The 11,783-nt window shown below is 71.6% G+C and carries 6 protein-coding genes and 3 pseudogenes; 4 read left to right on the top strand and 5 right to left on the bottom strand.

Annotated features, from left to right (window positions below):
- The first annotated feature begins 384 nt into the window (after positions 1-384).
- Positions 385-1,647: a M23 family metallopeptidase gene (locus JK361_RS08225; RefSeq protein ID WP_201814965.1), complete on the top strand. Its 1,263-nt coding sequence runs from the start codon at positions 385-387 to the stop codon at positions 1,645-1,647.
- A gap of 207 nt (positions 1,648-1,854) precedes the next feature.
- On the opposite strand, the pseudogene JK361_RS41105 reads toward JK361_RS08225, so the two are convergent.
- The 3 pseudogenes from JK361_RS41105 to JK361_RS08215 form a co-directional block, all read right to left on the bottom strand.
- Positions 1,855-1,998, bottom strand: a pseudogene (locus JK361_RS41105) (DUF3117 domain-containing protein); the annotation flags it as partial.
- Positions 1,999-2,058: 60 nt separating this feature from the next.
- Positions 2,059-2,226, bottom strand: a pseudogene (locus JK361_RS41100) (DUF3117 domain-containing protein); the annotation flags it as partial.
- A 619-nt stretch (positions 2,227-2,845) separates the two neighbouring features.
- A pseudogene (locus JK361_RS08215) lies at positions 2,846-3,361 on the bottom strand (AAA family ATPase); the annotation flags it as partial.
- A gap of 518 nt (positions 3,362-3,879) precedes the next feature.
- On the opposite strand from JK361_RS08215, the gene JK361_RS08210 reads away from it, so the two are divergent.
- Positions 3,880-4,728 carry an alpha/beta fold hydrolase gene (locus JK361_RS08210; RefSeq protein WP_201814964.1) on the top strand — a complete coding sequence of 283 codons (849 nt, stop codon included), beginning with the start codon at positions 3,880-3,882 and terminating at the stop codon, positions 4,726-4,728.
- A gap of 245 nt (positions 4,729-4,973) precedes the next feature.
- Here the strand turns inward: JK361_RS08210 and JK361_RS41095 are convergent, their stop codons facing one another.
- Complete coding sequence (locus JK361_RS41095; RefSeq protein WP_307787215.1) at positions 4,974-5,438, bottom strand: hypothetical protein; 465 nt, start codon at positions 5,436-5,438, stop codon at positions 4,974-4,976.
- Positions 5,439-5,946: 508 nt separating this feature from the next.
- Positions 5,947-6,852, bottom strand: a complete 906-nt coding sequence (locus JK361_RS08200; protein ID WP_201814963.1) for a poly-gamma-glutamate hydrolase family protein — start codon at positions 6,850-6,852, stop codon at positions 5,947-5,949.
- A gap of 246 nt (positions 6,853-7,098) precedes the next feature.
- On the opposite strand from JK361_RS08200, the gene JK361_RS08195 reads away from it, so the two are divergent.
- Both JK361_RS08195 and JK361_RS41090 read left to right on the top strand, forming a co-directional pair.
- Positions 7,099-7,638 (top strand): hypothetical protein, encoded by a 540-nt coding sequence (locus JK361_RS08195; RefSeq protein ID WP_201814962.1) that lies wholly within the window; start codon positions 7,099-7,101, stop codon positions 7,636-7,638.
- Positions 7,639-7,794: 156 nt separating this feature from the next.
- Positions 7,795-11,766, top strand: a complete 3,972-nt coding sequence (locus tag JK361_RS41090) for a CHAT domain-containing protein (RefSeq protein WP_236052539.1) — start codon at positions 7,795-7,797, stop codon at positions 11,764-11,766.
- The last annotated feature ends 17 nt before the right edge of the window (positions 11,767-11,783 follow it).

The following is an 11,783-nucleotide window of genomic DNA, read 5'->3' as shown; positions in this document are numbered from 1 at the left end:
CGCCGGGGGTTCGGCCGCGACGTCCGGGGACCGAAGGAGGGGGGATCCGTGTGCGTCGCGGTAGGGCTCGGACCGTCGTGCTTGACGATCGGTTTGCGTGCAGTCGGTGAACGCCCCCTCCCCCGGTCGATGGACGCCCCCTCCCCCGGTCGGTGGACGCCCCCTCCCGGTCGGTGGACGGCCAGTCCCCCGGTCGATGGACTGCGGTCTCAGGAGCCCCAACCCTCCAGCAGACCGTCACGATGGCAAGGCATTCCGCCTACCGTCGAAAGCAATGGCACACTGACACAGTGGGACGACATGCCCGATCTTTGCAGCGGAAACTAATTCCCACCTGATTTCGGTTTCCTCCCCGGAGATCGGTTACCGCACCGGGAATCGAATATGCACAGGACACGAAAGAAGGGCCGCGCGTGTGCGGCCGCGGCGGCTGTTTCTCTGCTCGGAACGGGGCTCGGGCTCGGCCTCACCTCCGCTGCCGCGGCCCCGATGCCGGCCGCCGCGCCCTCTCTCGCAACGAATGACGGACAGGCCGCGATCACGCCGGTCGTCGCGTCGCCGACGACCGTGCCCGTTCCGGTCCGGGGCACGGACGGCAGGACACACCTCGCGTACGAACTGACCCTCGTCAACGAGAGTCCGCTGCCGGCCACGCTGACTTCGGTGAGCGTGACGGAACAGAACGGCCACCGCACGCTGCTGAAATTGACCGGGAATTCACTGAAGACGCATTTCCGGCCGTCCGGTTCGGCACCGGACGCCGCACCGACCGACCAGTTGTCGCCCGGGCGGCAGGGGCGGGTGTGGATCGATGCCGTGCTCCCCACCGGTACGCGGTTCCCGCTGCGGCTGCGGCACCTCGTCTCGGTGACCTATCCGAAGGCGGTCGGCATCGTCCCGAAGAGGCTGACGGAGTCGGTCACCGCCATGACGGTTCCCGACCGGCATCCGGTCGTCCTGCGGTCACCGCTCGCCGGCGCGGGCTGGCTCGACGGCAACGGCTGCTGCGAGCAGGTGACTCCGCACCGGGCCGCGGTGTCCCCGCTCGACGGAACCGCTCGGTTCGCCGAACGGTTCGCCATCGACTTCGTGCGCCTGGATTCCGGCAACCGGCTCTACACCGGTGCGGTGGACAAGGTGGGCAGCTATCCGTACTACGGCGTCCCCGTCCGGGCTGCCGCCGCCGGCGAGATCGTCTCGGTCGTCGACAACCTGCCCGACTCCACGCCGGGCACGTCTCCGGCGAACCTCCCGCTCGACGACTACGCGGGCAATCACGTCGTCGAGAGGCTGCGCAACGGCGAGTACGTCCTGTACGCCCACCTGAAGCCCGGCTCGACCGGAGGCAGAGTGCACGCCGGTCAGCAGGTCGCTGTCGGCGCCCAGATCGGGCAGCTCGGGAACTCGGGCAACAGCGACGCCCCGCATCTGCACTTCCAGGTGATGGACGGGCCGGACCCGCTCGCCTCGAACGGACTGCCCTTCGTCTTCTCCTCCATGTCCCTTCAGGGGAACCTGGGCGAGCCCGTCGACAGCCTTTTCGAGGGGAAGGCGGCCAGGATCACCCCGGCGGCGGCAGACCGGGCCGTCGCGGACGACAAGATGCCCCTCTACCTCAACCAGGTCGGTTTCCCCGAGCATCAGTGACACCCCCGCACTGTCGGCTCCAACAGTCGAGCGCCTCTTGCCACTGCCCGCGTCCAAGGCACAGAGGCGGTCGTCGTCGCTGCCGAGCAGACCGTCCCGTCCGCGACAGCTGGTACCGAGTACGCAACGGCGCGTCCACTCGCAAAGCGACCCAGACAGGAGCGGCCCATCCCACCCACCCCAGGCGCGCGGTGATCCGGTACGGCATCAGCCGCCGACGTCATTGAGTTCGTCGGCGAGGACACTCGCCTCGTCCGGGGTCAGTTCGACCACGATCCGGCCTCCACCTTCGAGCGGTATGCGCATGACGACGCCCTGCCCCTCCTGGGTGACCTCGAGCGGGCCATCGCCCGTCCGCGGCCTGATCCTGGCCTTGGCGCTCAGCGAGAGAGTGGATTCATCGTCGTTGCCGACGTTCCTGAGTTCGTCGGCCAGGGCACTGGCCTCGTCCGGGGTCAGTTCGACCACGAGCCGGCTGCCGCCTTCGAGCGGTATGCGCATGACGACGCCCTGCCCCTCCTGGGTGACCTCGAGCGGGCCGTCGCCCGTCCGCGGCCTGATCCTGGCGCGCGGCTGGATGAATTCACCGTCGGTGCGGGACAGTGCCCGCGTCCCGTTGGTCTCGGTCTTGACCGTGCACGTCCCCGGAGCGGGTGCCGCGGTGGCGGCAGGCGTCAGGCCGACCGTGACTCCCAGGACGAACGATGAAGCGACGAGCGAGCTGACGGCATTGCGTCGGATGCGCCGGGCCATGATGGGTGTCCTCCCTCGCGCTGAGTGGCGGGCGCCGCGGAAGCACGGGGCAAGTCGTCGCGCCAGCGCTCCGGGAGTGGTCCCTCCAGCCACAGCGCGACAACGGATGTACGGCTGTGGCGCCGAATTGATCGGAAAGGCGCCGCTCCGTCCATCGTCCCCCTCCCTGATGCGGGTGTCGACCGGACAGCCATGCGTACAGGCCCGGAGACAGGCCCAGCAGCTCACCCCAGGGTGCGGCAGGGGGCGGCCTCGAACCCATCGTCACTACGAGCAAACAGCCGGCCGAGGCACGCCGGGCACCGCATCATCGGGCCGGATGAGTCGGTCGGTCCTCCGGGAGCCGCGCCACCCGGGCCTCCACCGTGGGCGGCTGGTCCGGCCGGTCCGAGCGGCTTCCGGTCATCCCGCTCCCAGGGCCGGTCAGACCAGCGGGACCCGCTGTCACGGCCTCCGCGATCTGCAGGGCGGCCTGAGCGGGTGTGAGGTGCGTGGTGTCGACGACCTCGGCCTCGGCGTGCAGCCAGGTGCGGGCCGCCTCGGCATAGGGCTCGAGGTATCGCAGACGGAACGGGGAGTCGGGGCCAAGCACGGTGTCGCCCGCGATGCGCCCACGGAGGGTGTCCTGGTCGGCATGGAGGACGAAGTGCCGGACCGGGATGTCATGCTGGGCGAGTCCCGAGCTGATCTCGCGCCAGTACTGCTCGACCAGGACAGTCATGGGCATCACAAGAGTGCCGCCGGTGTAGTCGAGGATGCGTCGGGCGGTCTCGACTACGAGCGGCCGCCATGGCGGCCAGTGCTGGAAGTTGTCCGTCGCGGGAAGCCCGGGTGTGATGTCCATGAGTGTCTCGCCGACCTTCTCGGCGTCGAACACCCGTGAATCCGGGATCAGCTGCTGCACGAGCGCACTGGTCGTCGTCTTGCCTGCGCCATGGGTGCCGTTGAGCCATACGATCATGGGACTCGACGCTAGCGTCTTGCGGGCCGCCGGAACAGGTACAGCAAAGATTCACGGCGCCGGCGTGGCGGTGACCCGCCACGGCATTCGTGACGGGACGAATGCCTGGTCGGTGTCGTCCAGGCTGCCTCGTGGTCCTGTTGAACAGCATCAGGTTGGGGCGTGGCCACCAGGGCACATAGCTGGCCGCGTCAATACGGAACGCGGGCGTCCGAGTCCCTGCGGCTGTCCGCCGTCGGCGGCGAAGTGCACAAGCGGAATGAGTCGTCCGAGTAGTGCGGATGATCTTGAATGAGTACTGTGACGGAGCGGCCGATGGGCGGCTGTTCGTAAGCCACGCCCGTGACTCCGCGCTTGACCGCTGGCGCTTGCCATGCTTGAAGACGCCTCCGCGGCGGTGATGGTGTGCCGCGGGACGACGACTCGTTCCCCGGCCTGGGACGCGAGGTGGTTCGCGGCGCCGGAACGGGCGATGCGCGTGCCGCCGACGCCGCAGAGGCCAGAAAGTGAGCAGACTGATGCAACCGACGTTCGTACTGGTTCACGGGGCTTTCGCGAGCTCCTTCTCCTTCGCGCCGCTCCAAGCCGAACTCGGCCTCCTCGGACACCGATCCGTCGCCGTCGACCTTCCGGGGCACGGTTTTGCCGCGACGTACCCGCGCGCCTACCAGGCGCCGCAGGACCTCGAAGGGCTCGCCACCACGCCCGGCGCCATCAAGGGCGTCACGCTCGCCGACAACGCCGCGCACCTCATCGGGATACTGGAGCGGGCCAAGCAGAACGGGCCCGTCATCCTCGTCTCCCACAGCCGCGGCGGCATGACGGCCACGGTCGCGGCCAACCAACGGCCCGATCTGATCGACCGTATCGTCTACGTCTCCGCCTGGTGCCCCGTCGACCTCGACGTCAGTGCCTACTACGCCGAGCCCGAGATGGCCACCGTCGACCACACGGGGATGGCCTCGGCGATGGCCGGGAACCCTGCCGAACTCGGTTTGCTGCGCTCCAATTTCCGAACCGCCGACCCCGTCGTCCTCGCGGCCCTCAAGGCGGCCCTCCTCGCCGACGGGACCGACGAGGAGTTCATGGTCTTCCTCAACACCTTCCAGCCCGACGAGAACCTCGACGTCGGCACCCCGGACGACCGGGCGCGGGCCGACACCTGGGGGCGGATCCCCAAGTCGTACATCCGGCTGACCGAGGACACCAGCGTGCCGCTCGCCATGCAGGACCGGATGATCCGCGAGGGCGACGCGCTGACGCCGGAGAACCCCTACGACGTGCGTACACTCACCAGCAGCCACCTGAAGTGGCTGGTCGAGCCGGCAGCGGCGGCCCGGGTCCTGAGCGAACTCGCCGCGCTCTAGCCCTCGCCGAGCCCTCTCCCCCGCCCTCGCCCTCCGGATCGGCATCGAAGCCGGATGAGGGGAGCGGCGGCGGTGACGGCGCCCCCCGGGATGACGTGGGGCGGATACGGTCGGCAGAGCGCCGGTCGCTGGGTCGTCCGGGACCGTGAGCGGGCCCGGCGGCCGTAGCCCGCGCGCACGGCCGTAGGTCGCCCGCGGCCGGCCGTCGCCCGCGCGTGATGTGTGAACCGCGCTCCCGCGTACGCTCAGTGACCACCTGAGGGCTGCTCGCACCCGGTGTGGTCGGGATAACCGCCGAACGCGTCCGCCTCGGTCGCGACGGGGGACACTGCGCCCTCCACGCACACCGGGTAGTCGTCCACCTCGATGAGGAACCCGACGCCGGAGCCGTCCGCGTACGTCCGCACCTTCGAGTAGCCCAGGCCCGTGATGGTGTGCGAGACGGTCTCGGGCGTGAAACCGCCCTTCTCCCGCAGCGGTCGGAGTGCCTTCTTCACCCGCCCGACGACGGCGAGGCCCTGGCAGCGGCGGTCACCGTGCAGCTTGAAGGGGACCATGAAGCCGTGGTTCTCGGCGTAGTGGTCCGTCGGCGGCGTGGTACTCGTCGGGGTGGACGACGGAGGGGGTGAGGGGCGCTCGCCGGGGCAGAGGTGGTCGGCAGGGACGCTCGGAGTCGCCGCAGCCGTCGGCGGCGCACCCCCGGTGGTCACGTCTCCTGCCCGCTGCGTACCGCAACCAGCCACCAGCACGGCGAACATCGCCACCGGCAACATCCCCAGCCGAACCGGTCCCGCCCCGTTCATGTTCATGTCGCGGATCTTCGTGCCCACCGTCGGCGGCTGTCATGAGTATCCGTACTCAGTGCCCGTACCGACGGCCGACGCGGACGTCATGGCCGACGATTGACCGGACTACGGCTCGATGGCGTGAGCCCCGAATTTCGAGGTGCCGTGACGGAAGGCGTCCGTGCACTCTGCGGGGATGGGTGGTGACGACTCCCGGTGGTTGCGGAAGCAGGCTCTGCGGCATGTGGCAGCCCTGCCGGTCGGGCGCCCACTCGATTCGCGGCTGCGGTTGACGATGAACTTCCCTCCCGACCGCTTGGTGCGGGTGTCCTGGAGCCACTACGAGGACACGGCCGGCAGGGACCTGTTCCCACCGGAGGGCGGGTGGTGGAGGCTTCCGGGGGGGCTCACGTCTCACCGGATCACGCGAGGCCTACAGGGAGTCGAGGCCCAGTTCGTGGTTCTTGATCGCCTCGCGGACAGCGCCTACGAAACCGTTCCAGAAGTGGTCTGCGTAGGGGCTGTCGGTGCTCGGCACGCCGGCCGTCGTCCTGCGCTTGGCCCCACCGGAGAAGTCGCCGAACATCGCCTCGCGCAGCGCCGTGGACAGCTCCATCTGGGCACCCGCACCGGTGCGGGTGCGGTTGACGATGTTGGCCGGGTCGTCGCCGTTGATGGGGTCGGTGGCGCCCGCGAAGACCACGGTCACGTTCCAGTCGGGGTTGGTCGCGGGGGAGGTCAGACCGTACTTCGTGAAGGCCGCCAGCAGGTTGCGCTTGAGCCGCTCGTCCCGGCCGCCGATGATGATCTTCTTCACGGCTGTGTCGTCGAAGCCGTGCAGAGAGACGGCGTACAGGTTGTTGGCGCAGGCGGCGAGGGCGGCCGGGTCGTCACAGTGGGTGGAGGTGACGTGCTGCGCCGACGAGTTGGCCAGGGCCTCGAACATCCAGTAGTCCCGCTGCGGCTCCCCGTCCACCGCCGCGGTCGCGGGGTCGGTGTTGGCGTCGAAGGGCGTGTAACCGGCGACGGCCATGCACAGCTCGCTCGTACCGGCCTCGATCCCTCCGCCGTGCGGTGCGATCACCGCCGTGCTGCTGACGGGGATGCTCGTGCTGCGGGCGTTGTCGGTGAGCTGCGCCGGCGCGCCGATGCGGAACCGGCGCATCCAGTCGGTGCCCTCCTTGGCGGCGGTGCGGGTGTACAGGTCGGTGTTCGACTTGTACAGGTCGGCTGCCGCGGCGGGCGTGGCGCCGTTGCCCATCACGGCGTTGAGGGTCGGCAGGGCGGCGGCGACGGCCGCGACGGAGGCGAGGACGGTACGTCTGCTGGTGTCGGTCATGGGTCGATCCTGCATCACGGGCCGACGGCGCCCTCCGGTGGGTCCCTGTGGCCATGACATCTCCGGGGGCCGGTGGCTATGAGGGGGAGGAGGACGGCGCGGGGCATGCGGGGGCGTAGGCGAGGCCGCGGCGATCGTCGATCGACTCGTGGGACCTTGACGTAAGTGCCGTGGCGGCTCCCGTCCCAGCTGAAAGCAGTCCCCGGGACTGTCTCGCTCACACCCCGGCTGACAGACTCTTCGGCCATGGCGAACAGCGGACTGTGGGTCGGCATCCTCACCGCGCTGACCGCGCTCGGCGCCAGCTACATCACCGCGCAGGCGGCGTCGCGTGCAGCGCTGGTCCAGGCCCGTACGGCGGCGCGGGCGGAGGCCCTTCGTGAGCAGCGGGACCGCCGCCGGTCCGCCTACCGGGAGATGATGGGCTGCGCGCACGCGTTCTCTGCGATCACGTGGCAGATCGATGACGTCGACGCGACGCAGGACCGCGACCGCAGGGATCGGCTCCTGGAGCAGATGTACGAGCGCATCGGTCCGGCCATCGGGGACATGAACCGGGCGATGCACGAGGTCCGGCTCGACGGTCCCGGCGAGGTCTCCGCCGCTGCGGACCGTGTGCGGGACATGGCGCGGCGCGTGCAGTCGCTGCTCAAGGCGCTCATCGGTGACGACAGTGACCGGCGGCGGGGCGAGTACGACGCTGCGTACCAGGATTTCCGGGAGGCCTACATCTCGTTCATCGGCCTGGCGCGAGGCGCATTGGAGGTCACGGACGAGGACCGGTAGCCGCGCACCGGCGCGGAATGTCTGGGAGGCCCGCGGACTGGCCGGTGTCGGGTGATGGCCAAGGCACTAACCTGTTCTCGATCAGCCAGCACGCCCGCCCGGCCGCGGACCGTTGCGGGGAAGTGGGGCTGGGATCATCGGTCGCCGGGGGGATGCATGGCCGACGAGAAGCGGCGGGACCACGGCGGGGAGGACCTCGCGGGGCTCCGTGCCTGGGCCGCCGTCGCCGTTCGCCAGGCGCACGAGCTGTGGCCCGGCGCGCGGAAGGATCCGAGGCTGCCCGCATTGCCGCTCGTGATCGAGCATCTGGCCACGGTCGAGAGGCTGTTACCGGCGGAGGACCCGGCCCGTGCGGCCGTCGTGCCCTGGCTCGGGCTGCTGCTACGGGTGCGGCTCGGGGGCCGGCCGAACGCCGGCCGGCGGGAGCGGGCGGCCGCCCTGAGCCATCTCCGGTGGACCGACCGTGCCAGGCCGCTGGACGACCGGCTCGCCATCATGGCCCGTAGCAACCTGGCCGGGCTGCTCATCCCGCCGGGGATTCCGCCGGAGGCACGCGACGGCTCGGGTCCGCCCGCCCTGGCCGAGTCCCTGCGGGAACAGCTGACCGAGGCCCTGAACGTTCTCGCCCGCATCGTGGCCGGTGACCTGACGATGCGGGCGAGCGTACTGACCCTCATGGAGCACGTCGCGACGATGCTGTCCTCGCTCCCCGACCCGCCCGAGGGGAAGACGCCGCCTCCACCCCGAGAGGGCGACGAGGGCGGGGATGCGGTGGGGCCGGCCGCAGCCGGGTCCCGCGGGGAGCCCGTGCCGGAGGCGCTGTCCGGCGCTGTCCAGGAGATGGTGGCCTGGGCGCGCCGGGACGGGGTGCGTGTCGCGCGCCTGCTGGAGTGGCTGTGCGTCACCGTGCACGAATCCCCGGTCTCCATGACCGACGCCGGCCGGGAGCTGACGGAACTGGGACTGGATGAGCGGGAGTTCGCCCCGCTGCGGGAACTGCTCGTCGCACTCAGATCGGGCCGGCCGGATACCCGGTCGCTCGTCGAACGCGTCCGCGGTGCCGCGCGGGCGGCCAGGGAGGCCCTGCTCGCCTTGCCCGCGGACACACCCGAGCGGATCCGCGTCGCCAAGTTCCACGCGGCCCTGCTGGTGGCGGGAAACCTCCGGATGCCCGAATCGCTGGACTTCGGCGAGGTGGACGAGGCCTCGATACGCCCGGATCCCGATCCCGCGGCGCGTGGGGTCTGGCGGCGTGAGCTGAGCCTGGAACTGATCCTTGCCACCTCGATCGACAACCTGTGGGTGTCGAACGGCGAGATCGCGCGAGTGGAGCGCAGCGCGGCATGGCTCCGGGAGTGGATCGACGCCCTTCCGGCGGACGGGGCCGCGGCCGCCCGGCGGTACCTGACGAGCCTCCTCGCCCACCGCATCGCCACCGCCGCCGCACTCGGAGGCAGCCTCCAGGACGGTGCCGCCGCCCAGTCGATGGCCGAGAGGCTGTCCGCCGCCGATGAACGCGACGACGTCCAGGCGCTGTTCAGCCTCCTGACCGGGTCCCAACTGGCCCGCCGCAGCCGGGACCAGGCCGCGCTGGCCCGCACGACAGAGGACCTGATCCGGACGCTGAGCGGCCGGTACGCCTCCCCCGCGCCCGACGCGGTCACGCGCTTCGTCGTCACCGGGACGCTCGGCATGGCCCACTGCGAGCGCGGCGCCCGCACCGGAGACCAGGCCGATCTCCGCGCCACCGCGCGGTATCTGCGGGAGGCGGTGGAGATCGATCCGGGCACGATCGCGCCGCTCTACGCGGCGTACTTCCCCGCGGTGCGGGCCCAGCTGATGATCGAGCTGGCCAGGGCCGACCCCCGCCGCGAGGTCGTCGACCGGGCCATCGGGGAGGTCCACCGGGTGATCGGGGAATCGCGGACGTCGCCCTGGGACGAAGCCCGGCTCAGGCTCGCCCTCGGCCAGGTCATGCTGCGTGCGACCACCCACCGCAGTGACCTCAGCCTGCTCGACCCGTGCATCGCCGAGCTGAGCCGGGTCCGTGCCCTGGCCGCCGAAGGCTATGGCCCTCCGTTGAACGTCGAGGTACTCACGGAGCTGTCCGGGGCGTACTGGATGAGCGCGACGACCGGCGGCGGGCGCGCGACCGAGGACCGGAAGGCGAGCCTTGACACCCGCCGCGAGGCACTGGAACTGATGGCCGCCGATGTCCTCCTCCAACTCGGCGCCGAACACTCGCTGTCGGTGGCCCGGGCCGCGACCGGACACGTGCTGTGGCTGGCCCTGCGGTGCGCCGAGGACCACCGCCCCGCCGAGGCCGTGGAGGCGCTGGAGCTGGGTCGGGCCCTGGTGCTCCAGACGGCCGCGGCCGCACACGGCGTGCCCCTGCTGCTGGCGGACCGGGGTCACTCCGACCTGGCCGAGCGGTGGCGGGCGCAGGCACCGCGGCATCCGTTCCAGCAGGGTACGGGCGAAGAGGACCGGGATGAGGGGGACGCCGACGAGGGGCCTCCGGCCGAGGGGGAGGCGGGCCGCGGACCTCTGACCGAGAAGGATCCGGGCCGGGGACACCCGGCCGAGGGGGAGGCGGGCTGCGGACCTCTGACCGAGAAGGACCCTGGCCGGGGGCACCCGGCCGAGAAGGACCCAGGCCACAGACACCCGGCCGAGAAGGACCCTGGCCGGGGACGTCAGGGCGAGCAGGCCCAAGTCCGGGGACATCAGGGCGAGACGGCCCCAGGCCAGTGGGATCGGGGCGAGAGGGATTCACTCCGGCCGAGGGGGGCGGCCGTGGTGGTGGCCCCGGCCCCCGGTGCCGAGCTGCCGAGCAGCCTGCGGCGCAAGGCGCTCGCCGCGCTGGGAGCGGGAAACGGTACAGGGGCGCGGGAGTTGCTCCGTACTCCGGACGCCGCGGCGCTGACCGCCGCGCTGGCCGTCTCGGGGGCCGACGCGCTGGTCTACCTGGTCCCGGGCGAAGGCTTCCGCCCCCACATCCCGGGCCGCGCGCTGATCCTGCGCCCCGGCGGTGCCGAGCCCGCCGTGGTCTCCCTGCCGCTGCTGCTCTCCCCCGGCAGCCACCAGCTGGAGCGTTACCTCGCCGCCGCCGCCGACCGTTCCCGCAAGGCGGCCGACCCGGACGCGTCGCGTGCGTCGCGGGAGGCCGCCGAGAAGGAATGGCAGGCGGCACTGGGCGAGCTGTGCGACTGGGCGTGGCCCGCCGCCGTAGGGCCGGTCCTCGACTCCTTGGAACCCCTCGGCCGGCCGCCGCGGATCGTGCTGATCCCCTGTGGTCCCCTCGGGGTCGTCCCCTGGCACGCGGCGCGCACGCACGTTCCGCTGGGGGGCCACCGGTACGCCTGCCAGGACGCGGTGTTCAGCTACGCGCCGTCCGGGGCGCAGTTCCTGCGGGCCGCCGCCCGTGACCGGCTGCCCGCCACCGGGCTCCCGGTGCTGGTCAGTGATCCGCGGCTCAGCCTGACATGGGCCGAGATCGAGACGGAGGCGCTGCGTTCGGCCTGCTACCCGGACGCCCGGCGCTACGGTGAGTTCGTGGTGGCCGAGGGCGTGCCGGATGCGCCGGGGAGCTGCGAGGACCTGCTGGCCGTGCTGCCGGGCGGCGATCGGCCGGCGTCGGTCCTGCACGTCTCCTGCCACGGCGTGGCCGGTCCGAGTCCCACGCGATCGGCGCTGTCCCTGGCCGACGGCGAGCTGACCGTCGCCCGGATCCTGGACCACGCCGCGGCCGCGGCGCCCGGCCCGGACGGCCCGCTGGTCGTGCTCAGCGCCTGCGAGACCGACCTGAGTACGGGCGACCACGACGAGGCGCTGACTCTCTCCACCGCCCTGGTCGCGCGGGGCGCGGCGGACGTGGTCGGCTCCCGCTGGGCGGTCGACGACAGCGCGACCGCGCTGATGATGGCCGTCTTCCACCACTTCCTCACCGGCCGGGGTCTGGCTCCCGGCGACGCGCTGCGGGCAGCCCAGTTGTGGATGCTCGACCCGGACCGCCGGCCCCCGCCCGGCCTGGGCGACCCGCTGCACCGCGAGGCCACCCGCGCCGACCTGCACGAGATCCACCTGTGGGCCGCGTTCACCCACCAGGGCAACCCCGCGGCCCGCTGAGCCCCGCCCGCGCGGCC

Origin of the sequence: Streptomyces musisoli (assembly GCF_016741855.1) — a bacterium.
Lineage (GTDB): Bacteria > Actinomycetota > Actinomycetes > Streptomycetales > Streptomycetaceae > Streptomyces > Streptomyces musisoli.
The sequence above is the reverse complement of the archived record's forward strand: the minus strand, read 5'-3'. Positions and strand labels throughout refer to the sequence as shown.

What these genes read in the sequence shown, in the direction of transcription:
- JK361_RS08200 (WP_201814963.1), bottom strand. Translation starts at nt 6,852, where the DNA reads ATGACCGACACCAGCAGACGTACCGTCCTCGCCTCCGTCGCGGCCGTC.
- JK361_RS08210 (WP_201814964.1), top strand. Translation starts at nt 3,880, where the DNA reads ATGCAACCGACGTTCGTACTGGTTCACGGGGCTTTCGCGAGCTCCTTC.
- JK361_RS41090 (WP_236052539.1), top strand. Translation starts at nt 7,795, where the DNA reads ATGGCCGACGAGAAGCGGCGGGACCACGGCGGGGAGGACCTCGCGGGG.
- JK361_RS08225 (WP_201814965.1), top strand. Translation starts at nt 385, where the DNA reads ATGCACAGGACACGAAAGAAGGGCCGCGCGTGTGCGGCCGCGGCGGCT.
- JK361_RS08195 (WP_201814962.1), top strand. Translation starts at nt 7,099, where the DNA reads ATGGCGAACAGCGGACTGTGGGTCGGCATCCTCACCGCGCTGACCGCG.